This is a genomic window from Actinokineospora auranticolor (assembly GCF_002934265.1).
In the GTDB taxonomy this organism is placed as follows: Bacteria; Actinomycetota; Actinomycetes; order Mycobacteriales; family Pseudonocardiaceae; genus Actinokineospora; species Actinokineospora auranticolor.
The window spans coordinates 1-25,125 of the sequence record NZ_PTIX01000013.1; the positions used below are offsets into that span (position 1 = coordinate 1).

At 70.9% G+C, this 25,125-nt stretch carries 20 protein-coding genes and 1 tRNA gene; 9 read left to right on the forward strand and 12 right to left on the reverse strand.

Going from position 1 to position 25,125, the window contains the following annotated elements; translation table 11 throughout:
* The 4 genes from CLV40_RS40605 to rpsA form a co-directional block, all read right to left on the reverse strand.
* On the reverse strand, positions 1-172 hold a 172-nt coding region (locus CLV40_RS40605; protein ID WP_342752298.1), incomplete at its 3' end, for a transposase domain-containing protein.
* A 44-nt stretch (positions 173-216) separates the two neighbouring features.
* Positions 217-576: a hypothetical protein gene (locus CLV40_RS22485; RefSeq protein ID WP_104480962.1), complete on the reverse strand. Its 360-nt coding sequence runs from the start codon at positions 574-576 to the stop codon at positions 217-219.
* 252 nt (positions 577-828) lie between these two features.
* Positions 829-1,227, reverse strand: a complete 399-nt coding sequence (locus tag CLV40_RS22490; protein ID WP_104480963.1) for a hypothetical protein — start codon at positions 1,225-1,227, stop codon at positions 829-831.
* 206 nt (positions 1,228-1,433) lie between these two features.
* Positions 1,434-2,939: a 30S ribosomal protein S1 gene (gene rpsA, locus CLV40_RS22495; RefSeq protein WP_104480964.1), complete on the reverse strand. Its 1,506-nt coding sequence runs from the start codon at positions 2,937-2,939 to the stop codon at positions 1,434-1,436.
* Positions 2,940-3,194: 255 nt separating this feature from the next.
* Here rpsA and CLV40_RS22500 point away from each other — a divergent pair, with 255 nt between their 5' ends.
* The 5 genes from CLV40_RS22500 (at position 3,195) to CLV40_RS22520 (ending at position 8,578) form a co-directional block, all read left to right on the forward strand.
* Entirely contained in the window at positions 3,195-4,028 is an 834-nt protein-coding gene (locus CLV40_RS22500; protein WP_104480965.1) for a class I SAM-dependent methyltransferase, read from the forward strand.
* Complete coding sequence (locus tag CLV40_RS22505) at positions 4,025-4,936, forward strand: GNAT family N-acetyltransferase (RefSeq protein WP_104480966.1); 912 nt, start codon at positions 4,025-4,027, stop codon at positions 4,934-4,936. The genes CLV40_RS22500 and CLV40_RS22505 overlap by 4 nt, the downstream gene beginning before the upstream one ends.
* 312 nt (positions 4,937-5,248) lie before the next feature.
* Positions 5,249-5,875, forward strand: a complete 627-nt coding sequence (locus CLV40_RS22510; protein ID WP_104480967.1) for a hypothetical protein — start codon at positions 5,249-5,251, stop codon at positions 5,873-5,875.
* Between the two features lie 79 nt (positions 5,876-5,954).
* On the forward strand, positions 5,955-7,934 hold the full coding sequence (locus tag CLV40_RS22515; RefSeq protein ID WP_104480968.1) for a YhgE/Pip domain-containing protein: 1,980 nt from the start codon (positions 5,955-5,957) through the stop codon (positions 7,932-7,934).
* Positions 7,931-8,578, forward strand: coding sequence for a TetR/AcrR family transcriptional regulator (locus tag CLV40_RS22520; protein WP_245931480.1), 648 nt, complete (start codon positions 7,931-7,933; stop codon positions 8,576-8,578). The genes CLV40_RS22515 and CLV40_RS22520 overlap by 4 nt, the downstream gene beginning before the upstream one ends.
* A 749-nt stretch (positions 8,579-9,327) precedes the next feature.
* Here the strand turns inward: CLV40_RS22520 and CLV40_RS22530 are convergent.
* Together CLV40_RS22530 and polA are read right to left on the reverse strand one after the other, a co-directional pair.
* On the reverse strand, positions 9,328-10,407 hold the full coding sequence (locus CLV40_RS22530; protein WP_104480971.1) for a hypothetical protein: 1,080 nt from the start codon (positions 10,405-10,407) through the stop codon (positions 9,328-9,330).
* Between the two features lie 749 nt (positions 10,408-11,156).
* Entirely contained in the window at positions 11,157-13,895 is a 2,739-nt protein-coding gene (gene polA, locus CLV40_RS22535; protein WP_181043662.1) for a DNA polymerase I, read from the reverse strand.
* Positions 13,896-13,938: 43 nt separating this feature from the next.
* Between polA and CLV40_RS22540 the strand changes: the two genes are divergently transcribed.
* Together CLV40_RS22540 and CLV40_RS22545 are read left to right on the forward strand one after the other, a co-directional pair.
* Entirely contained in the window at positions 13,939-14,367 is a 429-nt protein-coding gene (locus CLV40_RS22540; RefSeq protein ID WP_104480972.1) for a hotdog fold thioesterase, read from the forward strand.
* 291 nt (positions 14,368-14,658) lie between these two features.
* Positions 14,659-15,780, forward strand: a complete 1,122-nt coding sequence (locus CLV40_RS22545; RefSeq protein WP_146108177.1) for a DUF8189 domain-containing protein — start codon at positions 14,659-14,661, stop codon at positions 15,778-15,780.
* A gap of 90 nt (positions 15,781-15,870) precedes the next feature.
* Here CLV40_RS22545 and CLV40_RS22550 read toward each other — a convergent pair whose 3' ends face one another.
* The 5 genes from CLV40_RS22550 to CLV40_RS22570 all read right to left on the reverse strand — a co-directional run bounded on the left by CLV40_RS22550 (position 15,871) and on the right by CLV40_RS22570 (position 21,523).
* Positions 15,871-16,584, reverse strand: coding sequence for an ABC transporter ATP-binding protein (locus CLV40_RS22550; RefSeq protein ID WP_104480974.1), 714 nt, complete (start codon positions 16,582-16,584; stop codon positions 15,871-15,873).
* Positions 16,581-17,444 (reverse strand): ABC transporter ATP-binding protein, encoded by an 864-nt coding sequence (locus CLV40_RS22555; RefSeq protein ID WP_104480975.1) that lies wholly within the window; start codon positions 17,442-17,444, stop codon positions 16,581-16,583. The genes CLV40_RS22550 and CLV40_RS22555 overlap by 4 nt, the downstream gene beginning before the upstream one ends.
* The gene (locus CLV40_RS22560; RefSeq protein WP_146108178.1) at positions 17,441-19,273 is read right to left on the reverse strand and encodes a branched-chain amino acid ABC transporter permease; all 1,833 of its coding nucleotides are present in this window, start codon (positions 19,271-19,273) and stop codon (positions 17,441-17,443) included. Before CLV40_RS22560 ends, CLV40_RS22555 begins: the two co-directional genes overlap by 4 nt.
* Positions 19,270-20,199, reverse strand: a complete 930-nt coding sequence (locus CLV40_RS22565) for a branched-chain amino acid ABC transporter permease (protein ID WP_104480977.1) — start codon at positions 20,197-20,199, stop codon at positions 19,270-19,272. The genes CLV40_RS22560 and CLV40_RS22565 overlap by 4 nt, the downstream gene beginning before the upstream one ends.
* 79 nt (positions 20,200-20,278) lie before the next feature.
* On the reverse strand, positions 20,279-21,523 hold the full coding sequence (locus tag CLV40_RS22570; protein ID WP_245931482.1) for a branched-chain amino acid ABC transporter substrate-binding protein: 1,245 nt from the start codon (positions 21,521-21,523) through the stop codon (positions 20,279-20,281).
* Between the two features lie 430 nt (positions 21,524-21,953).
* On the opposite strand from CLV40_RS22570, the gene CLV40_RS22575 reads away from it, so the two are divergent.
* Positions 21,954-23,678, forward strand: a complete 1,725-nt coding sequence (locus tag CLV40_RS22575) for a fibronectin type III domain-containing protein (RefSeq protein WP_374065077.1) — start codon at positions 21,954-21,956, stop codon at positions 23,676-23,678.
* 378 nt (positions 23,679-24,056) lie between these two features.
* Here the strand turns inward: CLV40_RS22575 and CLV40_RS22580 are convergent, their stop codons facing one another.
* Positions 24,057-24,656 carry an ANTAR domain-containing response regulator gene (locus tag CLV40_RS22580; RefSeq protein ID WP_104480980.1) on the reverse strand — a complete coding sequence of 200 codons (600 nt, stop codon included), beginning with the start codon at positions 24,654-24,656 and terminating at the stop codon, positions 24,057-24,059.
* Positions 24,657-24,804: 148 nt separating this feature from the next.
* On the opposite strand from CLV40_RS22580, the gene CLV40_RS22585 reads away from it, so the two are divergent.
* A tRNA-Leu gene (locus tag CLV40_RS22585) sits at positions 24,805-24,878 on the forward strand.
* Positions 24,879-25,125: the final 247 nt, after the last annotated feature.

Here is a 25,125-nt window from a genome sequence, read left to right on the forward strand (position 1 = left end):
TGAAATAGAAGACCAACCGAGCAGGCAATGCGCGGGTCCGCTGTTCCCGACGCCAATACTGGTCAATGACCCGATCGACCAACTCCACCGGAAACATCCGAGTCAGCACACCAACCGCAGCTCGGTCGGCCAGACCGCCGCCCTCGCGCACACCCAACCCAAGATCCACCACCGCAGGCTACAGCCCCGCCATAACCTAACCGACCGGCATTGCGCCTAGTCCCACAGGCCGAGGATGTCCCCCAGGAACGCGCGCGCCTCCGGCAGCGTCGTGAACCGCCGACCCTGACGAACGCTCACCGGGACGCCGCGGTCGATCAGCACGGTCGCGTCCGGACGGCGGCAAGCGAACTTCACGAACATCGTCACCACCGGCACGCCGATGGGCACGACCCGGCGCGGCACCCGCGCGTCGGTCGCGTACCCGCTACCGCGGGCGACGCGGTACGCGCCGATCCCGCGCGCGGAGGCGGTGCCGACGTGGTCGAGCAGGTAGGGCTCGGCGAAGGTCGCGGGCAGGCGGTCGGTGTAGCGGTCCGCCGCCGTGCCCTGCACGATCTCGTACAGCTCGACCACCAGCGAGCCCGTGCACGACGGTGGAGACGAAGTCGAACCGGTGGTCGTGGATGTCCTCGCGCTCCCCCAGCGGCTCCGGCCAGTAGTTCATCCGGATCTGGAACGCCGCGTTCGACATGACCAGCACCTTCAGGAACCCGAGCGGGTGCCACTGCGACCGCCGCGCGCACCGGGCGAGCAACCGGTCGTCGGCCACCACCGCCTCGACCATGTCCCGCGCCGCGCCACGCACCGGGCCCTTGATCAGTTCGGTCAACTCGAATGCCCGTGGGAGCGGGTCATCGCCGAGGAACGGCTCGAGGAGGTCGCGCTGCGGGCCAGGGTCGCCTCGGCCGGCCAGGGCAGGGTCCGGGACCGGAAGTAGGAGGCCGTGTGGGCGCGGACGCGCCACTCGCGCGCGGTGGCCGCCTCGGCGCGGATCAACGGCTCGATCTCGCGCGGCTCCACGACGTCGGACTCCGGGACGCGGTCGTCCGCGGGCAGCAACCACACCAGCAGGGCAGCGATGAACGTCCCGGCCACCGTCGCGGCGATCAGCGACTCCAGGATCTGCGCGGTCACGCTCCGCGCCGGTGAGCCCGTACCCGGAACCACCACCTCACCGACCACGAAGAACCTCAGCACGAGCAGGAGCAGGAGCGCAGCGAGCAAACCCGGAAGTACCACCGCCGCAGGTAGCGCGTCTTCGCCGGGTGCGTGACCACTCCCTCACGTCCAACCGACCGGGCGTGTCGCCCTTGGCAGATCGGCGAGTGCGAACCAAGGGTGGATCACGCGGCCACCCCGCGACAGCCCGAAGGCCCCGCACGAGGTGTGCGGGGCCTTCGGGTGACTGCGTGCTAGGAGCTAGCCGACGATCAGACGCCGCCGGAGAGCTTCTCGCGGAGGGCGGCCAGCTGCTCGTCGCTGGCCAGGGTGCCACCGCTCTGGGCGGGCTTGTCGCCGCCGCCGGTGGACGAGTAGTTCTGCTCCCCGCCGCCCGCGGCACCGGCCGCGGCACCCTCGGCCTCGGCGGCCGCGTCGGCCTCCGCTGCCTTGGCGATCTGCTTCATGTGCTGCTCGTAGCGGGTGAGCGCCTCCGCGTACTGGCGCTCCCACTCCTCGCGCTGCTTCTCGAAGCCTTCCTGCCATTCCTGGGTGTCCGGGTCGAAGCCCTCGGGGTAGATGTAGTTCCCCTCGGTGTCGTACTCGGCGGCCATGCCGTACTGGGTCGGGTCGAACTCGGTCTCCGTGGTGAAGCCCTCGTTCGCCTGCTTCAGCGACAGCGAGATCCGGCGCCGGTCGAGGTCGATGTCGATGACCTTGACCATGACGTCGTTGCCGACCTGCACGACCTGCTCCGGGATCTCCACGTGGCGCTCGGCCAGCTCGGAGATGTGGACCAGGCCCTCGATGCCCTCGTCCACCCGGACGAACGCGCCGAACGGAACCAGCTTGGTGACCTTGCCCGGCACGATCTGGCCGATCGCGTGGGTGCGGGCGAACTGGCGCCACGGGTCTTCCTGGGTCGCCTTCAGCGACAGGGAGACGCGCTCGCGCTCCATGTCGACGTCGAGGACCTCGACCGTGACCTCCTGGCCGACCTCGACGACCTCGGAGGGGTGGTCGATGTGCTTCCAGGACAGCTCGGAGACGTGCACCAGGCCGTCGACGCCACCCAGGTCCACGAAGGCACCGAAGTTGACGATGGAGGACACGACGCCCTTGCGGACCTGGCCCTTCTGCAGCTGGTTGAGGAACTCGCTGCGGACCTCGGACTGGGTCTGCTCCAGCCAGGCGCGCCGGGAGAGAACCACGTTGTTGCGGTTCTTGTCCAGCTCTATGATCTTGGCCTCGAGCTCGCGGCCCACGTACGGCTGCAGGTCGCGCACGCGGCGCATCTCGACCAGCGAGGCGGGGAGGAAGCCGCGCAGACCGATGTCCAGGATGAGACCACCCTTGACAACCTCGATGACCGTGCCCTTGACCGGCTCGTCCGACTCCTTGAGTGCCTCGATCGTGCCCCAGGCCCGCTCGTACTGAGCGCGCTTCTTGGACAGGATCAGGCGGCCCTCCTTGTCCTCCTTCTGCAGGACGAGGGCCTCGACCTCGTCACCGACGCTGACCACGTCGGCGGGGTCGACATCGTGCTTGATCGACAGCTCACGCGAGGGGATGACGCCCTCGGTCTTGTAGCCGATGTCGAGCAGGACCTCGTCCCGGTCGACCTTGACGATCGTGCCCTCAACGATGTCACCGTCGTTGAAGTACTTGATCGTCGCGTCGATCGCGGCGAGGAACTCCTCCTCCGTCCCGATGTCGTTGATGGCGACCTGCTGCTTCGGCGCGGTTGCAGCCGGGACAATGGTGGTGTCGGTGGACATTAGGTAGGTGGCTCCGGTACGGATTGGGGGTCGTTGGGTTCAGTTCTCGGGCGCGGCGGGATCGTGTCGCCGACGGACACCCGAACGAACAGGAACCAACACCGCCAACGCCGCGCGGCCCCCGGGCATTCCCGGTGGTCAGAAACCTGGGGCAGCGCGATACCACTGCGCGGATGTATCCTACGCGGCCCCGCGAGAACCGGGCAAACCCGGGGGTACCCTCCCGGCGCCGGGCGCGCCACCGGGGCTGCCAGGATGGTCCGCGTGAGCGACAGCACGAGCGCTGAGCGGGTCCTCGGCGCGGCGGCGGTGGCGCGGGTCGAGGTCGGGTCCCGGGAGTCGGTGGCGGCGAACATCGCCTGGTGGGACGCCGACGCGGACGACTACCACCGCGAGCACGGCGACTTCCTGGGCGTCAGCGACTTCATGTGGTGCCCGGAGGCGCTGCGCGAGGCGGACGCCGGTCTGCTGGGCGAGGTGGCGGGCAAGGACGTCCTCGAGGTGGGCTGCGGGTCGGCGCCGTGCGCGCGCTGGCTGGCCGACCAAGGCGCGCGGGTCGTCGGGCTGGACCTGTCGACCGGGATGCTGCGGTACGCGGCGGCGGCCAACACCGCGACGGGCACGCCCGTGCCGCTGGTGCGGGCGAACGCGGAGCGGCTGCCGTTCGCGTCGGGCTCGTTCGACCTGGCCTGCTCGGCGTTCGGCGCGGTGCCGTTCGTGGCGGACGTCGGCGCGGTGTTCACCGAGGTGGCGCGGGTGCTGCGGCCGGGCGGGACGTGGACGTTCGCGGTGACCCACCCGATGCGCTGGATCTTCCCGGACGACCCGGGCCCGGACGGGCTGGTCGTGACGGGCTCGTACTTCGACCGGACCCCGTACGTGGAGGTCGACGCGGACGGGACTCCCACGTACGTGGAGCACCACCGCACCCTGGGTGACTACGTGCGCGCGCTGTCCACGGCCGGGTTCACCCTGTTCGACCTGGTGGAGCCGGAGTGGCCGGACGGCCACACGCAGGAGTGGGGGCAGTGGAGCCCGTTGCGCGGTGAGCGCTTCCCGGGCACCGCGATCTTCCGCTGCCGCCGGTGACGGGCCCGCTGGTCCGCGCCCAGTCGGCGCGGTTCGCGGAACTGGACCCCCTGCTGCCCGCCGCGGTGGCACCGCCCCCGGGCGAGGTGCTGGCCGCGGCGCTGCCCGACGGCGAGCGGGTCGCGGGCGTGCTGACGCGGTCGGTGCTGGACCCGGGGACGCCGCAGACGCTGTGGTCGGCGGCGGAGGTGTGGGAGCTGCACCCGCTGGTCGGCGCGACGGGCGGGCTGGGTGTGGAGGCCCTGCTGCGGCGGTGGGCGCGGGCCCGCGTGTCGCCGAGCCGGGACTCGGCGTGCCTGGTCCAGTGGCCCAGCCGGGACGCGGAGGCGTCGGCGGCGTTCCTGGCGCACGGGTTCGTACCGCTGGCGGTGCTGGCGGTGCGGACGACCCCGTTCACGGCGGGTGAGGTCGCGGGGACGCACGTGCGCCGTGCGGGGATGGGCGACCTGGACGCGCTGGTCGAGTCGGCGATGGCGGAGGTCGAGTACTCGGCCCTGGTGGGGGGCGCGATCGTGCGCGCGGGTGCGGCGGGCATCAAGCGGGACGCGCTGCGGCGGCACCTGGCCCAGGGCGACCCGGTGTGGCTGGCCGAGCGCGACGGCATCGCGGTGGGGCACGTCGAGGGGTGGCACACGGCGTCGGGCCCGGGGACGTGGGCGGAGACGCGGGTGCGGCACGGGCGGTGGGGGTATGTGAACTGCCTGTCGGTGCTGCCCTCGGCGCGCGGGGGTGGGGTGGGGCGGGCGTTGATGGAGGTGGCGCACGGAGCTCTGCTGGATCGGGGGACGGTGGGGTCTTTCCTCTACTACAACCCGCCGAACCCGCTTTCCCCTGTCTTCTGGGCCCGCCAGGGCTATCGCCCACTGTGGACGGTCTGGGAAATCCGCCCGGCCAGCGCCTTGCGCTGAAGATCACCTCTTCGCGGATCCCCCCGCCCCAGGACGGCCCTGCCCTTCCCTGCCGGTGGCACACGATCCCCGCCACCCACCCGAAGATCGTCTTTCGAAAACACCCCCGCCGCGCGCAGAGCAGGCCGCCGATGAGCAGTTTGAGCTGTCTGGTCGCGGTCACGGCTCTCGGATGGCGCCCGGTGCCGTCCGGTTCCCGCCGGTAAGACCGGATTCGCTCGATCGGGTTGTGGGGATCACTCCATGTCCCGTTGCGGGTCGACCCGAACAGGCGCACTATTTGAACTGACCAGTCAGTTCAAAGGAGGGCGCATGGAGGTCATGGCCGAGCAGGTCGCGGTGACGGGCGCGCACGGGCCGCTGCTGGCGCCGACCTCGCTGCGCGTGCGGGCGGGTGAGGTGGCCGTAGTGGCCGGTGAGCCCAACGACGGCCACACCGCGTTCGGGCTGGCCCTGACCGGCCGGATAACCCCCTCCGGCGGCACCATCTCCCCCACCGCCGCGCACCTGCGTGAGCACGCCGTCCTCGTCGACGCGCCCGCGGTGACCGCGCCTGAGCCGAACCTGCGGGTGGCCGACGTGCTGGCCGAGGAGTTGGCGCTCAGCGGGGCGCGGTTCCGCCGCGTCCGGGTCACCCGGCTCCTCGACGAGCACGGCTTGGCGCCGCGGACCCGGTTCGAGGACGTCGCGCCCGCGGCCCGCATCGCGCTGCTCACCGGGTTGGCCGCCGAGCGGCCCGGCGCCGAGTTGCTGGTCCTCGACACCCCCGACCGGCACACCTCCGACCCCGAGGACTGGCTGCCGACGGCACTCGCGCAGGCCCGCGAGGGTCGCGCGGTCGTCGTGCTGTGCGGCACCGCCACCGCGCTGCGCCTGCCGCTCACCCCGGCCCGGCTCGGCGAGTCGGACCAGCCCGCGCCGCTGGAGTCCGGGCTGTGAGCGCCCGCGCGGAAGCGAAAGCCCACTCCGAAGCCCCGGTCCGCGAGCCGGGCCCCACCGCCCCGTTGGAGTTCCTGCCGTGAGCGTCATCCGCCTCGCCCGCAACGAGCTGCGCCGGGTCAGCTCCGGCACGCTGCCCAAGCTCGCCGTGCTCGCCCTGGTCCTGGTGCCGCTGCTGTACGGCTCCCTCTACCTCTACGCCAACGCCGACCCCTACAACCGGCTCGACAAGATCCCGGCCGCGGTCGTGGTCGGCGACACCGGCGCCACCGAACCCGACGGCAGCAGGCTCGACGCGGGCCAGAAGGTCGCCGACGAGCTGAAGAGCTCCGGCAAGTTCGACTGGCACGAGGTGAGCGCGGTCGACGCGGAGAACGGCGTGCGCGCAGGCGAGTACACCTTCTCCATCACCCTGCCCGCCGACTTCTCGTCGTCCCTGGCGTCGTCCGCGCAGTTCGCGCCGCGCCAGGGGATGATCACCGTGACCACCAACGACGCCAACAACTACCTCGTCGGCACGATCGCCGACCGGGTCGTCGGCGAGGTGCGGCGGTCGGTGGCCAAGGCCGTCGGCGAGCAGGCGGCGGAGAAGTTCCTGGTCGGTTTCGGCACCGTCTACGACCGCACCCGCCAGGCCGCCGACGGCGCCACCAAGCTCGCCGACGGCGCGACGCAGGCCAACACCGGCGCGACCCAGCTGGCGAGCGGGCAGCGGCAGCTGCTCGACGGCGCCACCCGCCTCGCGGACGGCACGGTCGACGCGGCCGCGGGCGCCGGTCAGCTCTCGACGGGTCTGAACACGTTGCGGGACAAGACGAAGGGCCTGCCCGCGCAGACCGCGCAGCTGGCGCAGGGCGCGCGGCAGGTCGCCGACGGCAACGAGCAGGTCGCGGCGACGGCGGAGAAGCTGGCGAGCGCGACGTCCACCATGACCGGCCAGCTGGGCCAGCTCGACACGGGGCTGACCGAGAAGCTGCGCGAGGCGGGGCTGTCGGACCAGGCGGTCAACGACATCATGGCGCGGGTCCGGCAGCTGCGGACGCCGATCGAGCAGGCGAACACGCAGGTCGGCACGGCGGCGGCGCAGTTGCGGACGCTGGCCGACGGTGCCGACAAGGTCGCCGACGGCAACGCCGCGCTGGCCGCCGCGACCCCGGCGCTGGCCGACGGCATCGGCACCGCCGCGGCGGGCGCGAAAGACCTGGCGAGCGGGACGTCGCAGCTGCGGGACGGCGCGGCGACGCTGCGCGACGGCGAGAAGTCGGCCGTGGACGGCGCGGACCAGCTCGCCACCGGCACGAAGACGCTGGCCGACGGGACGGTGCAGCTGCGGGACGGCCTCACCGCCGGTCTCGACCAGATCCCGCACCCGGACGACGCGACCCGCAGCGCCACGGCGCAGACCATCGGCGACCCGGTGGCGGTGCGGACCGTCGGGGAGAACAGCGCGGGCAGCTACGGGGCCGGTCTGGCGCCGTTCTTCCTCGGCCTGGCCCTGTGGATCGGCGCGTTCGTGCTGTTCCTGCTGATCAAGCCGCTGTCCAACCGGGCACTGGCGGCCGGGCACCCGGCGGCGCGCACCGCGCTGGCCGGGTGGCTGACCCCGGCGATGCTGGGCGTGGCGCAGGTGGTGATCATGTTCGCGGCGGTGACCACGCTGATCGGCATCCACCCGGCCCGACCGCTGGCCACCCTCGGGTTCCTGGTGCTGACGTCGCTGACCTTCGTGTCGATCGTGCACGCGCTCAACGCGTTCCTCGGCCCGGTCGGCAAGTTCGTCGCGCTGGTCGTGCTGATCCTGCAGCTGATCAGCGCGGGCGGCACGTTCCCCTGGCAGACGCTGCCGGACGCGCTGATCCCGCTGCACCGGGCGCTGCCGATGGGGTACGTGGTCGACGGGCTGCGGCACCTGCTCTACGGTGGCCCGGCGTCCGGACTGGCCGCGGACATCGGCGTGCTGGCCGCCTACCTGATCGGAGGACTCGTGGTGTCGACGATCGCCGCGCGCAGGCAGCGGGTGTGGACCCCGGCGCGGCTCAAGCCGGAACTGGTGCTGTGACCGGCCGTCCCGCCCGCACCGGCGCCACCCGGCGCAAGCTGTTCGACGCGACCCTGCGCCTGGCGGGCACCCGCGGCATGGTCGGCCTGACGGTGGACGAGATCGCCGCCGAGGCCGGGGTGGCGAAGGGCACGGTGTACTACAACTTCGGCAGCAAGGACGGCCTGATCGACGCCCTGCTCCGCTTCGGGGTCGACCTGCTCGCCGACCACCTGCGGTCCGCCGACGAAGCGGTCGACGCGGCGGACGCCCTCTCCCGCATGGTCGACGGGATGCTCGTCTTCTTCGCCGAGTACCCGACGTTCGCGCAGCTGCTGGTGAGCGAGCTGTGGCGGACCCCGGGCCAGTGGCAACAGACCCTGACCCTGCTGCGGGAACAGGTGACGACGATCATCCGGGCCCAGCTGTCGAGGTTGGCGGACGCCGGGCAGCTGCCGGACGGGGTGCGGGTGACGACGGCGGCGTCGGCGTTGTTCGGGACGGTGTTGGTGGTCGCGCTGGACTGGCAGGTGTTCGCGCCGGAGCAGACGCGTGAAGAGGTTCGGGACGCGGTGCTGGCGTTGGTGCGGGGGCTGCGGTCAGGTGCCGTGCAGGAGGAAAGAAGGCAAGAGGGCGCCGATTGCGCCTATAGGCAGGGCGAGTAGCGCGTAGAGCGGGATGGGTTTGATACGTCGTCGCCAGAGAAATGCGGCCAGCGCGGCGATGGAGGCAACCGCGATGAGGGTGACCGGGGTAGGGGTGACGAGCACGTACCACCACGAGTCTCCCGCGGGCCCGTTGTGCCCCAACAGGTGCCAGGTCGGGGAGACCTCCTGCACCGCGGCGGCGACCACGCCGAACAGCACCCCCACCGCCAACGCGACTGGCGTCCAAGCCGGGGACAGGCGATCGGGCGTGGAGCGCGTCGCGGATCCGTTCTCGTGGAGGGCGGATCAGCTGTACCAACCGGACTCGCACGGCGGGCACGATCGGCGAAAGTCGCCCAGGACCCGGGTTCGGTGAGACTGAACCGGCTGGCACACCCTGGTCCAGCGCCCCGCACGGTGATCGCATCTCCACGTGATGAACGCAAGGGTTTGCCCGGCTGCTTCGGCTTGTCCACGATTGCGGACCTGGGCCGGGCCATTGCGGAGCAGCCAGGGTTCGAGACGTGCCGCGACGGGCGACCACCCGCCCGCAGGACTCGATTCCCGGGCAGCCCACCGGCTCCGTGAAATGGCGGGACACGGAACCCGGGCTGGTGAACCCGACCAGATCGCGGATCTCGGTGACCATCAGGTTTCGCGTGCGCGAGCAGGTCCATGGCCCACTCCACCCGGCGATGGCCGAGGTACGTGTGGTGCCCGCCGAGGCCGCCAAGTTCAGCGGCTCGGCGTGGTGGGCGTCCGTCAGTTCACGTGTGCGCCGTGGGTGGGCAAGGGCCTCGGCACGGCTTACGCGGTGGGACGACCGGCTCCGGGTCGGCGTCCGGGTCGGTCACTTCCAGGTCGGCGGGCCAGTACTTCTCGACGAACTCGTGGAACAGGTCGCCGGGCTCGGCCTCGAAGTAGTCCCAGGGGAAGCCGGTCAGGCGGTCGCGCATGCCGAGCAGGTGCAGCAGGGTGCGCTGTTCGTGACCGGCGAGACCGAAGACGACGGCGAAGTTGTTGTGCGCGGCGATGGCGCGCGGGTGCGGTTTCTCGGCGCGTAACCACTTGTCGGCGGCGCCCTCGACCATGCTCATCGACTTGGTCAGCGCCTCGCGCTGGAAGCGGCGGCGGTCGCGGCCCGCGTCGTGCTCGCGGCCCTCGTACATCAGGAACTCGGCGATGGCCATGGCGACGACGGCGGTGACCGGGTCGCCCGCCGGGGCCTCGTTGGCCGCTTGGTGGGCGAAGCGCAGCATCTCGTCGTGGGAACCGTTCCACTTCTCGCACAGCAGCCACATGCGGGTCTGGTTGGCGGTCCACAGGGTCGGGCAGCGGCGGTGGACCTCGCCCCACAGCTCGTCGTGCTGCTCGCGCTTGATGCCGAGCAGCACGGCCGTCGACATCAGCTCGGCCCACGGGATGGGGTCGTCGGGCAGTGCCTCGGCGGCGCCGTGCAGGAACGGCAGGGCCTTGCCCGCGGTGGCGCGGACCAGCTGGAACCGCTCCTCCCCCACGGTGCTCGCCCAGCCGCCGCCGCGGATGGCGCCCGCTTCCTGGGCGTAGCAGGAGCCCGCCAGCAGGGCCAGTTCCGGGTCGTGGTGCTCGACTGCCAGCTCGGCGATGTCGTCGGCGCGGCCCAGGGGGATCGCGTTGGTGAGCTTGTCCAGGCGGAGGTCGCGGGTCTCGGGGTCGTCGCGTACCTCGGCGAGGACGGTGATGGCGGCGCTGAGGTGGCCGTCGGTGACCTCGGCGATGGCGGCGTCGAGGATCGGGTCTATCCACGCGTGGCCGGTGATGGGCGTCCGTTTCGCGGGCGCGGTCGAGCGACGTCCCCAGAATTTCATGGTGCCAGGTTAGGGCGTGCTGCTTGGTTCCGGCCAGGAGGTCTTGATCGTCCATAGGGGACGTCGTGGGGTGCTGTCGCCTGCGGGTCGAGTTGGGTTTGTCCGGCTGTTCGCGGAAAAGCTGTGGGGCCTCGATTGGGCGAACTTGCTTTGCGCGGGGCCCCTACGAGCCTGCGGTGGGGAAGAGCGGTGGGGATGGGCAAGCCCACCCCACCCGCGGGCGAGCTTGGCAGGCTCGTCCCCCCACGCAAAGCAAGTCCACCCAATCACGGCGAATGGTGGGGGCGAGTCGCGTCAGGTGGGGGGCTGGACTCAAGCGGCGGTTGTGGGGTGGGTGCGGTGTGGCCAGGTCGCGTTGAGGTGGGGCGGGCACGCGGGCGGCGGTTACGGGGTGGGTGCGGAGAGGGTGAGGGAGGGCGGTGAGGTTGGGTCGGTTGGGAAGAGAGTGAGGCAGGGCGGGAGAAGGTGCTGTGGGGCGGCGGTGCTGGATCACGTGGCGGTCAGGTGGTGGAGTGCGGGGAAGAGGGATGTCACGGCGATCGCCCGCCGAGTCGAGGACTGTGCCGGATGAGTTGAGCACGTCGGGACCAGGCAGATGCCGCGACCGCCACCGGCCCGGAGAGGACGAAGTCGGGTGCGGAGAACGAGGCCAGGCGTGGAAACCGCGTGCCCTTCCCCGCCACGTTGGCGCGGAAGGGCGCGCGGCCATCACCTGCCGAGTCGGGGACGGTGTCAGGAGGGAGCGATGCTCAGTGCGCCGCCTGGTTCCAGGACTTGCCGAAGCCGACCGAGACGTCGAGGGGGACGCGGAGGGTGAAGGCGGCGGCCATCTGGGCTCGGACCAGTTCCTCGACCCGTTCCTGTTCGCCTTCGGCTACCTCCAGGACCAGTTCGTCGTGGACCTGGAGCAGGGTTCGGGTGCGGAGGTCGGCCGTGGTCAGTTCGCGGTGGACGTTGAGCATGGCGACCTTGATGATGTCCGCCGCGCTGCCCTGGATGGGGGCGTTGAGCGCCATCCGCTCCGCCATCTCGCGGCGCTGGCGGTTGTCGCTGGTCAGGTCCGGGAGGTAGCGGCGGCGGCCGAACAGGGTCTCGGTGTAGCCGTCCTTGCGGGCTTGGGCGACAACCTCGTGCAGGTAGTCGCGGACGCCGCCGAAGCCCTCGAAGTAGTCGTCCATCAGGGCGCGGGCTTCTTCGGTGGTGATCCGCAGCTGCTGGGACAGGCCGTAGGCGGAGAGGCCGTACGCCAGGCCGTAGTTCATCGCCTTGATCTTGGCGCGCTGCTCCTGGGTGACCGCGGTCGGCGCTACGGAGAAGACGCGGGCGGCGGTGGCGGCGTGGAAGTCGTGGCCCGAGTTGAACGCCTCGATCAGCGCCGCGTCCTCCGACAGGTGGGCCATGATCCGCATCTCGATCTGGCTGTAGTCGGCGGTGAGCAGGTCGACGAAGCCGTCGCCGACGACGAAGGCGTCGCGGATGGTGCGGCCCGCCTCGGTGCGGATCGGGATGTTCTGCAGGTTCGGCTCGGTGGACGAGAGCCTGCCCGTGGCCGCGATGGTCTGGTTGAACGTGGTGTGCACGCGGCCGTCGTCGGACACCGACTTGATCAGGCCCTCGACGGTGACCCGCAGCCGGGTGGCGTCGCGGTGCTCGAGCATGTGCGCCAGGAACGGGTGCTGGGTCTGCTCGAACAGCGTGGTCAGCGCCTCGGCGTCGGTGGTGTAGCCGGTCTTGGTGCGCTTGGTCTTCGGCATCTGGAGCTCGTCGAAGAGCACGACCTGCAGCTGCTTGGGCGAGCCGAGGTTGATCTCCTTGCCGATCACGTCGAACGCCGACCGCTCGGCGTCGCGGACCCGGGTGGCGAAGTCGGACTCCAGCTCGCCCAGCTTCTCGGTGTCCACGGCGATGCCGACGGACTCCACGTCGGCCAGCACGCGCAGCAGCGGCAGCTCCATGTCGACCAGCAGCGCCGCCTGGCCGGTCTCGGTGAGCGCGGTGTCGAGCGCGTCGGCCAGCTCGGCGATCGCGCGGGCGCGCAGGATCTCCCCCGCCGCGAGCTTGCGCTCGTCGTCGCCCTCGTCGTCGAGCAGGGACAGCTGCTGCTCGCCGTCGCCGTCCTCGACGCGCAGCTCGCGCTGGAGGTAGCGCAGGACGAGGTCGTCGAGGTTGAACGTGCGCTGGCCGGGGCGCACCAGGTACGCGGCGAGCGCGGTGTCGGTGGCCAGCCCGCCCAGCTCCCAGCCGCGGTGGCGCAGGGCGTGCAGGGACCGCTTGACGTCGTGCGCGAGCTTGGGCGCGTCCGGGTCGGCCAGCCAGGCGCGGAACGCGGTCTCGTCGGCCTCGGTCAGCGTGGTGACGTCGACGAACACGCCCTCGCCGCCCGCGGTGGCCAGGGCGACCGACCGCAGCTCGACGGCCTGCCCGGACACGCCGGTGGACACGTCGCGGAAGGACAACCCGATGCGGGTGCCCTTCGGCGCGTGCTCGGCCAGCCAGCCGGGCAACTCGCCCTCGGCGACGGCGCCGCCGCTGACCTCGAAGCCCTCCTCGGCCTCGGGCTCGGCGGTGGACAGGGTGGCGAACAGGCGGTCGCGCAGGACCCGGAACTCCAGCTCGTCGAAGAGCCGGTGCACGGCGTCGCGGTCCCAGTCGCGCACGGCCAGGTCGGTCGGCCCGACCGCCAGCGGCACGTCCCGGACCAGCTCGGTGAGCTGCCGGTTGAGCAGCACGTTGGCCAGGTTGGCGCGCAGCGAGTCGCCGACCTTGCCCTTGACCTCGTCGACCCGGTCGACCAGGTCGCCCAGCGAGCCGAACTGCTGGATCCACTTGGTGATCGTCTTCTCGCCGACCCCGGGGACCTTGGGCAGGTTGTCGCTGGGGTCGCCGCGCAGGGCCGCGAAGTCGGGGTACTGGGCCGCGGTGACGCCGTACTTCGCCAGCACCAGCTCGGGGGTGAAGCGGGCCAGCTCGGAGACGCCCTTGACCGGGTAGAGCACGGTGACGTCGTCGGTCACGAGCTGGAGCGCGTCGCGGTCGCCGGTGCAGATGGCGACCTGGAAGCCCGCGGCGGTGGCCTGCGTGGTGAGGGTGGCGATGAGGTCGTCGGCCTCGTAGTTGTCCAGGGCGAGCTTCTGGATGTTGAGCGTGCCCAGCACGTCCTCGATGAGGCTGACCTGCCCCTTGAACTCGTCGGGGCTGGCCGAGCGGTTGGCCTTGTACTCGGCGTACTGCTCGGTGCGGAAGGTCTTGCGGGAGACGTCGAAGCACACCGCCAGGTGCGTGGGGGCCTCGTCGCGCAGCAGGTTGATGAGCATCGAGGTGAAGCCGTAGACCGCGTTGGTGTGCTGGCCGGTGCCGGTCTGGAAGTTCTCCTTCGGCAGCGCGAAGAACGCCCGGTACGCCATGGAGTGGCCGTCGATGAGCAGCAGCCGCGGGGCAGCCCCGTGGTTTGCCGAGGTCGTGGCACGGGTCTCAGTCTTCGCAGGCACGGTCCGAGTCTAGGGTGGGGCACCGACACCGATCGGAGGACCCATGAGCGGGACGGAGCTGGGCGGCCTGCCCGGCGTGCGGAGCGAGTTCGCGGACGAGCTGCTGACGGACAAGCTCGGCATCCTGTTCACCGACTGGGACCCGAAGCGGCTGGTCGCGACCATGCCGGTGGCGGGCAACCGGCAGCCGTACGGCCTGCTGCACGGCGGCGCCAACGCGGCGCTGGCGGAGACCCTGGGGTCGGTGGCGGCGAGCCTGAACGCGCCGGAGGGGAAGCTGGTGGTGGGGCTGGAGCTGTCCTGCACGCACCACCGGGCGGCGCACGCCGGGCTGGTGACGGGGGTGTGCACGCCGCTGCACCTCGGGCGGAGCACGTCGACCTTCGAGATCGTGATCACCGACGAGGACGACCGCCGCACCTGCACCGCCCGCCTGACCTGCGTCGCGGTGAACCGCCCGCCGGGCCAGTAGTCCCGGGAACCCCGCGTTCCGCTGCCGCGGGCAGGTACGGCAGTCCGAACCCGTTCTCCGCTGCGCACCACCGCGCGACCGGTGTGGGGTTCCAGTGGGTGACGGGTGTGGTCCTCGACAGCGGACCGTGGGTGGATCCGCTTCTCCCACGCCCGGTGACCGCCCGACTGAGCGCATCGTCGTCGCGACCGTTTACGTGTCCACTGTGGCCGGATACCGTCGATTCCCAAGCCGGGTCCGGTCCCCATTCGACCTATGTCGGATACCAGCGCACAGGGACGGTGGAGCACGATGGCTAACAACGTGGCGGTCGACGGCAACGGGTACATGTGGTTCTTCTCGATCGGGGCGGACGGCCTGCCCTGGTACGCCCACCAGAGCCTGCCCGGCGGGCGGTTCAACGGGAGCTGGCACTGGCTCAGCCGCAACCGCACCTCGTTCACCAGCCTGGTCGCGGCCGCCAACGCCGATGGCAGGCTGGAGGTCTTCGGCGTCTCCGGGGACCAGCTGATGCACACCTACCAGGTCTGCGTCGGCGACGCGTTCAGCCCGCTGTCCCGGCTCGGTGACGACATCCAGGGGCGGCAGGACGCGATCCTCGACGGCAACGGGCACCTCCAGGTCGTCACCTGCACCGCCGCCGGTGTCTGCCAGGTCATCCACCAGGACCCCGACAGCGCGACCGGCACCGGTTGGACGGACTGGATCCCGCTGAACCCCGCCAACCCCATCGCGGGCATGACCGACCCGAAGATCTCCACCAACCAGAACGGCTGCCTGCAGGTCTTCGTCGTCGACCAGGCGCGCGGCCGGATCATGACCAGCAGGCAGAGCGCGCCGGGCAGCGACACGTGGACGGCGCTGGTCCAGCTGCCCGGTTTGGACACCGCGGTGCTCGGCGACCTCGCGGTGGCGGTCAACAACGGCAACCTGGCCACCGAGAACCAGTGGATGGAGCTGTTCTACCGGGGCGTCGACGGCCAGGTGAACCACATCCAGCAGGACGGCCCGAACTCCGAGGCCTGGTCGAGCGGGTACGGCATGGGCATCGTCCTGCCGACGGTGCCCGACACCGCCAACCTCCCCGACGGCAAGATCCAGCTCCTCGCGGTCTCGGCGGGCACCATCCACGCGAACCGGCAGTTCGGCTGCGGGTGCGACGGCTGGGTGGGCTGGCGGGCCTTCGACCCGCAACTGCCCGAGTCCAGCCCCGCCCTGGGAGCCGCGCACCTGGCCGTGAACGACGACGGGCGCCTGCAGGCCTTCGCGTTCTGCGACGACCTCCTCAACGCCACCCTCGCGCAGACGCCCCTCGACGGCGACTGGGGCTCGTCCTGGCACGGGTTCGGCATGGGCTGGGGCTACGACGCGACCGGCACCCTCATCCGGCTCCGCGAAGAGGTCACCCACTGACGACCGATGGGCCGCTCCCCTGCCGGGGGGCGGCCCATCGTGGTGGAAACGGTTACGCGTCGCCGAGGTAGGCGGCGCGCACTCGTGGCATCACGCGTCGCCGAGGTAGGCGGCGCGCACTCGTTCGTCGGCCAGCAGGTCGTGGCCGGGGCCCTCCAGGGTGGTGCGGCCCAGGTCGATCACGTAGCCGCGGTCGGACAGCGCCAGCGCGGCCAGCGCGTTCTGCTCGACCAGCAGGATCGTGGTTCCCTGGGACTGCAACTCCTTGATGGTGTCGAAGATCCGCTGCGTCATGATCGGTGACAGGCCCATCGACGGCTCGTCGAGCATCAGCAGGCGCGGCTTGGACATCATCGCCCGGCCGATCGCCAGCATCTGCTGCTCACCGCCGGAGAACAGGCCCGCCTTCTGGTTGCGCCGCTCGCCGAGGACCGGGAACAGCTCGTAGACCCGCTCCATGTCGGCCGCGACCCCCGCGTCCTTGCGGACGTAGGCGCCCAGCTGCAGGTTCTCGGCCACCGTCATGCGGCCGAAGAGCCTGCGGCCCTCGGGGCAGTGCGCGACGCCCAGCTCCAGGATGGTGTGCGCGGCCAGCGACTCGATGGGCTTGCCCTCGAACCGGATCGCACCGGTCAGCGGGCGCAGCAGCCCGGAGATCGTGCGCAGCGTCGTGGTCTTGCCCGCGCCGTTGCTGCCGATCAGGCTGACGATCTGGCCCTCGCCGACGGCGAACGAGATGTCGCGGACAGCCTCGATGGCGCCGTAGGCGACGCTGAGGTTCTCCACCTCCAGCAGAGCGGTCACCGCTTGTCTCCCTCGCTGCCGCCGTCCAACTCGATAACCTGGGTGTGGTCCGCGGTCTCGTCGGCGTAGTGGCGGACCTCGGCCTCCACCTCGTCCGGCGGCTTGCCCAGGTACGCCTCGATGACCCGGGGGTCGCCGCGCACCACGTCGGGCGTGCCCTCGACCAGCAGCTTGCCCTGCACCAGGACCGAGACGTGGTCGCACAACGAGAAGATGAACTTCGTGTCGTGCTCGATGACCACCACGGCCACCCCGGTCTCCCGGATGGCGAAGATGAGCTGCCGGGTCGCCTCGGTCTCCTGCGGGTTCATGCCCGCGGTCGGCTCGTCGAGCAGCAGCACCGACGGGTCGGTGGCCAGCGCCCGGGCGATCTCCAGCCTGCGCTGGTCGCCGTAGGGCAGGTTGCGGGACAGCTCGTCGTGCACGCGACCGAGGCCGACGAACTCCAGCAGCTCCAGGGACCGGTCGCGGGCCGCCTGCTCGCCGCGCCGGTAGGCGGGGCCGTGGAACAGCGAGGCGAGCGGGCCCTGCTTCATCCGCGAGTGCCGTCCCACCACGACGTTCTCCAGCGCGGTCATGCTGGGGAACAGCCGGATGTTCTGGAACGTGCGGGCCACACCGGCCACGGTGACCGCGGCCGGGTCGCTGGGCAGCCGGGTGCCGCGCAGCGTGACCGTGCCCCGGGTCGGGGTGTAGAGACCGGTGAGGCAGTTGAAGAAGGTCGTCTTACCGGCGCCGTTGGGTCCGATCAGGCCGAGGATCTGCCCCTCGTCGAGGGTCAGGTTGACCTCGGAGAGCGCGGTGAGGCCGCCGAAGACCATCGAGACGTCGCGCGCGGCGAGCACGGGGGTACCGGTCATCGGGTCACCGCCGCGCCGCCGCCGGGGGTGCTGTCAGCCACGTTGTGCTCCTGGGAGGGGGCTTCGACGACGCCTTCGTCGGCCAGTTCGGCCCGTCGGTGCCGGTCGGGGATCAGGCCCTGCGGCCGGAACCTCATGATGAGCACCAGCGCCAGGCCGAACAGGAACAACCGCAGGTCCTGGAAGTCGCGCAGCTTCTCCGGCAGCACGATCAGCAGCGCGGAGCCGAGCACCGCGCCGGGGATCGAGGCCATGCCGCCGAGGATGACCGCCGCGAGCAGCGTCACCGACTCGATGAACTGGAAGCTGTCGTAGGCCACCGTGGACGTCTTGTGCGCGAACACCGCGCCCGCCAGACCGGCCAGCGTGGCGCCGATGAGGAAGGCGAGGATCTTGGCCTGGCCGGTCTTGATGCCCATGGCCCGCGCGGCGTCCTCGTCCTCGCGGATGGCGATCCAGGCGCGGCCGATGCGCGAGTCCTTCAGGTTGGCGAAGACCAGCATGACGACCGCGACCAGCACCACGACGAGGATGTAGTACAGCACGCCGGAGGGCAGTTTCACGCCGCCGATCTCCAGCGGTGCGCTGAAGGACTGGCCGAACGCGGAGATCGGCGGGATGTCTGGGATGGCGTTGGCGCCACCGGTGAGCCCCCCGATGTCGTTCTGCGCCGCCTTGCGGAAGATCTCACCGAAGGCCAGCGTCACGATAGCCAGGTAGTCGCCGCGCACCCGCAGGGTCGGGGAGCCGACGATGGCGCCGAAGACGCCCGCCACCACCGCCGCGACGATCGCGGCGGCGAGGAACGGCAGCTTGATGCCGAACGCGGCGGCCGAGGCCTCGGAGAAGTTCGCCGCGACGTACGCGCCGATGCCGAGGAAGGCGATGTAGCCGAGGTCGAGCAGGCCCGCGAGGCCGACGACGATGTTGAGGCCGATGGCGGTCGCCGCGTAGACGCCGATGTTGACCGCGATCGTCATCCAGTAGTCGGTGCCCGCCTCGGTGAACGGCAGCGCGATGGAGCAGCCGAGCAGCACCACGACGCTCCACAGCCGGTGCTTGTCGGAGACGTCGGTCAGCCACTTGGTGAAGCCGAGTCCGTTGAGCGCCAGGATGACGCCGCTGATGAAGAACAGCAGCGAGAGGAAGATCGGGCCCGCGTAGGCGCGCGAGTCGCCGTCGGCGGTGGTGCCCGCGCGCAGCAGCATGGCGACCACCAGCAGCAGCGCGATGAACGCCAGCAGCAGGACCGGGTAGGCCACCGCGCGGGAGACCTTGCTGTTCCACAGCGGGACCTGCTCCAGCGGTCCGGACCGGTGCGCGAACCACACCACCGCGGCCGCGACCAGCCCGACCAGGCCACCGAAGGCGACCACACCGTCCGCGGCGGTGGCCGCACCGATGCCACCGCCGTAGTAGATGATGAAGCCGGTGTTGAACAGCGTGATGCCGAACAGCGCCAGGCCGATGGCGCGGTAGACGCGCCGCTTGGCGGGGATCGGGACGAACGCCAGGACGATCGAGGCGAGGCCGAGCAGCAGGATGAAGCCGCGGAAGCCCGTCACCCCCCAGGGTTCGTCGAAGAACTGCAGCGTCGACAGCTCGGGGTAGACGCCGTCGTTGAGTTCGAAGGTGACCCACGGCAGCAGCGCCGAGAGCAGCGCGAGGACACCGCCGAGCAGTGCCAGCGGGCGCAGGTACGCGGGGCGGTCGGCCAGGTAGGCGGTGCCCCGGCGCTCCCCGAGCCTGCAGAGCCAGATGACCAGGATGATCCCGGCGATGATCAACAGGGCTTGGCCGAGCCACGCCCATCCAGGTGGGATGTTCACGCTCGCACCCTTTCCGGCTCGCCGAACAAGCCCTGCGGGCGGAACACCAGGACCAGGATCAGCAGGACGAAGATCCACACCAGGTCGTAGGCGGTGCCACCGGGCAGGTACTGGCCACCGACGGTCTTGATGACGCCGATGATGAAGCCGCCGATGACGGCGCCCTTGATGCTGCCGACGCCGCCGAGCACCGCGGCGGTGAAGGCGAAGATGCCGGTGAGGAAGCCCGCGTCGGTGTCGACGTTGTTGAGGTGGACGCCGTACAGCACGCCCGCGACACCGGCGAGCGCGCCGCCGATGACGAAGGTCAGCACGATGGTGCGGTTGGGGTCGACGCCCATCAGCCGCGCGGTGTCCGGGTCCTGCGCGGTGGCGCGCATCGCGCGGCCCATGCGGGACCGGGAGATGTAGACCTGCAGCAGGACAGCGCCGACGATGGCGACCACGATGACCAGCAGCCCGGTCGAGCCGATGACCACGGTCCCGCCGGGCACCTTGAAGGTGATCGGCTCGTCCCAGAACGCCCGCGGCACGTGCACCGCGGCGGTCGCGCCGGGGAAGGAGAGCCGCACGATTTCCTTGAGCATCACCGAAACGCCCAGCGCCGTGATCAACGGCGCCAGTCGCGGGGCGTTGCGCAACGGCCGGTAGGCGAAGCGCTCCATGAGCACCGCGAGCACGACGGCGACGACCACGGCTCCCACGAGCATGGCCAGCAGCGCGAGCGGCCAGGTCTGCTGCCAGCTCTCGGGGATGAACCAATTGTAGGTGGCGAGCGCGCCGAACACGCTCACCATGAACACCTCGCCGTGCGCGAAGTTGATCAACTGGATGATGCCGTACACCATCGTGTAGCCGAGTGCGATGAGCGCGATCTGCCCACCGAGCACCAGGCCGCTTATGAGCTGCTGTAGCAGCGTGGCCACATCTGCCTCCAAGAGCAGCGGGGGCGGCCGTGATGCCCGCCCCCGCCACGTCCGATCAGTCGGGACTAGTCGATCCGGCTCAGCCGCCGAAGGTGCCGGTCTCGTCCGGGTTCCACTTGCCGCCGGACACCTTGTAGACGGTCATCAGCTTGTTGGTGCTGTCGCCGTACTGGTCGAACTTGAGCTCACCGGTGGCACCCGGCGCGGAGAAGGACCCGACGTTGGTGATCAGGGCCGCGCGCTGGCTCTCGCTCCAGTCGCCGCTCTTCACCGTCTGCGCGAGGGCGCCGATGATGACGTTGGCGGCGTCGTAGGAGAAGGCGCCGTACGCACCGAGCTCGTCCTTGTACTTCTTGGCCTTGTACGCGTCGACGAACGCCTTCGCGGTGTCGAGGCTGTCGACGGGGGCGCCGACCGAGGTGGCCAGGTCACCCTCCTTGCCGCCGAGCTCGATGAACTTCGGGTCGTAGACGCCGTCGCCGCCCATCACCGGGACGTTGAGGCCCAGGTCCTTGGCCTGCTTGGACAGCGGGCCCGCCTGCGGGTACTCGCCGCCGTAGTAGATGGCGTCCGGGTTGGCGCCGCGGACGGCGTTGATGACGGTGGAGAAGTCGGTGTCCTTCTCGCCGACCTTCTCGGTGGCGACGATCTTCGCGCCGTCCTTCTCGGCCTGCTTCTTGAACTCCGAGGCCAGGCCCTCACCGTAGGTCTTGCCGTCGGTGATGATGGCGATGCTCTTCTTGCCCGCCTTGCCCACGAGGTACTTGGCCGCGAACGGGCCCTGCACGTCGTCGGTGGCGCAGACGCGGAAGTAGTTGTCGTACTTGCGCTTCGGGTTGTTCAGGAAGTCGTCGCCGCGGGTGAGCGACGGGCTGGTGTTCGCGGGCGACACCTGCACGATCTTCTTGGCCTGCAGCACCGGCTGCACGCTCTGCGCGACCGACGAGTTCAGGGTGCCGATGACGCCGATGACCTTGGCGTTGGAGGAGAGCCGGGTCGCGGCCTGCGCTCCGACCTGCGGAGTCGCCTGGTCGTCCTCGGTCTGGACCTTGAGCTTGTAGCCCGGCACGGCGCACTTCTCGTTGGCCTGCTCGACCGCGAGCTCCGCCGAGTTGCGGATGCCGAGACCGAGCGCGGACAGACCACCGGACTGCGGCGCGATGACGCCGATGACAAGGGTGTCCTTGCTCTGGTCGCAACCCTGCTGGGTGTTGCTGCTGTTGTTACCCCCGCTGGAGCCCGACTCCGTCTTGTTCGTGCCACAGGCTGCGAGCAACAACGCGCTGGCGACCAGCACCGCGGCCTTCACCGTCTGGTTACGCACGTGATGTCCCTTCTCCGCTTTCGTCCGGACAATGCGTGTAAGCATGCCGAACCCCGCCCTCATACCTGTTGGAGGGTTGCGCCGGAACGTAGTGACCGATTGCGACGTAGTCACGTGCCTGGGCTCCTCGTGACCAGACTGCAACGAAAGGGCGCGGTGGTGTCCGCAGTCCGGACATCCGGTACCTGATCGGGATTACCGGGCGGCGTCTCAAGTTCACAACAACGGGTTACGGTGGGTCACGCCGGGCCGTAGGGTTTTCCCGGTGCGGGTTCGCAAACGGGCGCTGGCCTGGGGATCGTGCGTGCTCCTGATCGGTGTGGCGGTCGTGCTGCTCCGCGCTCCCGATGACTCTCCGCGTCCAGGCGAGGAGTCACCTCACCCGGCGCCTCCTCCGGAACGGGTGAACAGGTATGCGGCGGATGACGTTGTGCTCCCGGAGAAAGGACCGCCGCCGGATACTCCGCGCGACATTAGGGCCCGACCGGCGCCCGGCAGGCTCGTCGTCACGTGGAACGCGAGCGAACGGGCTACCGGATACCGGATCCGGTGGGCCGATCGGACCAGACTGGTCGCCACCCCGGACACCCAACTGGACGATTTGCGCGACGGCGAACAGTACCGGGTCGAGGTGCGCGCGGTGGACGCGTACGGCCAGGTGTCGGAACCCGGTCGGGCCGTCGGCACCCCCGGCCCCGAGCCGCGGTGGCAGGACGGCCTGACCGGCCTGCTCGACGAGTTCCCCGACGACCGCACCCTGCTCGCCGACCGCCCGGGCTCGCGCTGGCACCTGTCCGGCTACCGGGGCTGCGTGGGCCTGGGCAGAAGCGTCGAGGGGGAAGTGGGGCTGCCGATCGACCTGGGCTGCGGCGCCGACGAGGCCGTCCTGCGGGCACGCGCTCCCCTGCGCCTGGGCCCCGACGGCGTCCTGGGGCGCTTCGCGGTCCTGACCGACGCTGCGGGCCCGGGCGGGCGGCTGACGATGGACCTGGTGCCGGGCCCGGCGGACCGGATCGGGTCGGGGCGGCGGGACGACCCGGCGCTGCTGCCCGCGGGGACCGTGCGCACGGTGGTGGACGACGTCGGGGCGCGGGTGGTGGCGGGGTCGGGGCTGGACGTGCTGCCGGGGGCGCCGTCGGGGGTGCGGCCGGGTCCGCGCGGGGCGGGGGCGCTGCACCTGGTGGAGGTGCTCGTGACGACCGGCGGGGTGCGGGTGCGCCAGGACGGGGTGGAGGTGGCGTCGGCGCCGGTGGTGCCCCGGTGGCGGGAGGCGTACGCGCTTGTCGGGATACACGCGCCCCCGGGGCGGCGGGCGCGGGTGCACGTGGCGGGGGCGGGGTTCAGCGGCGCGGCGTCGGCGGACCCGCGGGTGCTGGAGACGCCGGTGAACCTGTCGACGAGGCAGGTCCTGGACCCGGCGGCGGAGGCGCCGTCGGTCGGGACCGTCCGGCGGCCGCTGGCGACGGCCGAGAGCGCCCGGTTCGTGGTGACGATGGTGATGTCGGCGGGGATGGACGTGGCGGGCGCCCGGGTGCAGGTGGGGACGTGGACGCTGCCCGCCCGGCAGGCGGTGCCGGGGCCGCCGCCCGCACCGGGCGCGGCGGTGACGGTGGTGGCGGACGTACCGCCGGAGTTGCTGGGTCCTTCCGGTCCGGATCCCTTGACCCCCTTGGTGGTCCGCGCGCCGGGTGCGGGTGAGGGGGCGCTGGTCCAGGAGAGCTACCTGGAGGTCGTCCCGATCCCCGCGGCCCCGACCCCCATGACCACAACGCAACCCGCCCGGACGGACCGCCCCCGCGCCACCACGGACGCGATGCCCACGGCCACCGTGACCCTGGGCGATTCGGTGGGGCGACCGTTACCCACAACGACGGTCACCCCACAGGGCCGTCTGCTACTTCTGGTGACCCTCAACGGATCCACGGCGCAGTGGGACACGGGTGGGTTGGAGGGGGTGCAGGGTTTCCAACTGTGGCTGGACGGCCGCCTGGCCGCGTCGCTGCCGACGTCGACCGCCACCGGGGCGCCTGGCGGCACCTACCCCATCCCGGTCGGGCTGACCGGACGCGCTAGAGGCGAACACACCGTGGAAGTGCGCGTTGTGGGGACGACGGGCACGACCTCGTCCACCCTCACCCACTTCACCACGGAGTAGCACTCCCCCGTCGGCGCCGGCCCGTGTCGCCGTCGGTCGACCCGCCCCGGCGGCGCACCGGGTGTTCGAGGTGCCGGGCACTGGCGCGCGACGCGTTCGAGAACGAACCCGCTGTGGTCAAACGACTCTTGTCACGGCTGACCGGTCCGCCAACCCATTCCGGTGTCACCGCTCATCAACCGCACCGCGAGCCGATCCGCCCTGCGCGCTCCACAGGCGGGTATGCCCGCACGACGCGCAGGGCCACGTGGTCTCCGGTCGACGCCGATCCGCGACCGAACCACCCGGTGCCCACAAGCCGGCCCGCGACACCGCCGACCAACCGCTCTCGAGAACCGTTCCTACCCGCCGGGAGCCACACGGCTCCACATCACCCACTCAGGTGATGTTCTCCACGACCGCCTCGGCCACGGCCTTCATCGTCGTCCGCCGGTCCATCGCCGTCCGCTGGATCCAGCGGAACGCCTCGGGCTCGGACAGCCCCTGCTTGGTCATCAGCAGCCCCTTGGCCCGCTCGATGACCTTGCGCGTCTCCAACCGCTCGGTCAGCCCGGCCACCTCGTTCTCCAGGGCCTGCAACTCCGAGAACCGGCTCACCGCCAACTCGATGGCGGGCACCAGGTCGTGCTTCGCGAACGGCTTGACCAGGTAGGCCATCGCCCCGGCGTCGCGCGCCCGCTCCACCAGTTCCCGCTGCGAGAACGCCGTCAGCATCACCACCGGCGCGATCCGCTCCCCCGCGATCATCGTCGCCGCGTCGATGCCGTCCATTTTGGGCATCTTGACGTCCAGGATCACCAGATCGGGCCGCAACTCCCCGGCCAGCCGAACGGCCTCCTCGCCGTCCCCGGCCTCCCCGGCGACCTCGTACCCCTCTTCCCGCAACATCTCGACCAGGTCGAGCCTGATCAACGCCTCGTCCTCAGCCACAAGCACACGCCGCGGGGTGGGCCGGGCCTCGGCAGCCGTACCGGTCACCGGGGTCCTCCTGTCAGTAGCCTGCGAAAACGGAGCCTGAAGCCTACCGCCGCCCCGCCCACCCCCACCTCCCCGACGCGCGTGATCGCGCTGACACCCCACCTCCGAACACACCCGACCACCTGATCGCGTACAGTTGCGCCCCGACGCCCCTGTAGCCCAACCGGCAGAGGCAACGGACTCAAAACCCGTCCAGTGTGCGTTCGAATCGCACCAGGGGCACGTCTCACCACCGCCAAGATCGGCCCATGACCTGCGGAAGCACGGTCGTGGGCCGATCTTGTACGGCACTCTCCGCCCGACGGCACCGACCTGCCCGGTTGGGCGCAACGGGCTCGTACTCGTTGATCCAGGCGCCGAGGACCGGCTGGCGACGAAGTGGACGGTGTCGGACTCGGTGGTGGCGGATCAGGGGTGTTGGCACGGGAAGGCGGCCAGTTCGCCTGCGTGGGAGACACCTCCGGTGCGG

Coding starts and splice junctions, on each gene's coding strand:
- CLV40_RS22555 (WP_104480975.1), bottom strand. CDS start 17,444: ATGACCGGTACCCCCGTGCTCGCCGCGCGCGACGTCTCGATGGTCTTC.
- CLV40_RS22540 (WP_104480972.1), top strand. CDS start 13,939: ATGAGCGGGACGGAGCTGGGCGGCCTGCCCGGCGTGCGGAGCGAGTTC.
- CLV40_RS22545 (WP_146108177.1), top strand. CDS start 14,659: ATGGCTAACAACGTGGCGGTCGACGGCAACGGGTACATGTGGTTCTTC.
- CLV40_RS22530 (WP_104480971.1), bottom strand. CDS start 10,407: ATGAAATTCTGGGGACGTCGCTCGACCGCGCCCGCGAAACGGACGCCC.
- CLV40_RS22500 (WP_104480965.1), top strand. CDS start 3,195: ATGGTCCGCGTGAGCGACAGCACGAGCGCTGAGCGGGTCCTCGGCGCG.
- rpsA (WP_104480964.1), bottom strand. CDS start 2,939: ATGTCCACCGACACCACCATTGTCCCGGCTGCAACCGCGCCGAAGCAG.
- CLV40_RS22510 (WP_104480967.1), top strand. CDS start 5,249: ATGGAGGTCATGGCCGAGCAGGTCGCGGTGACGGGCGCGCACGGGCCG.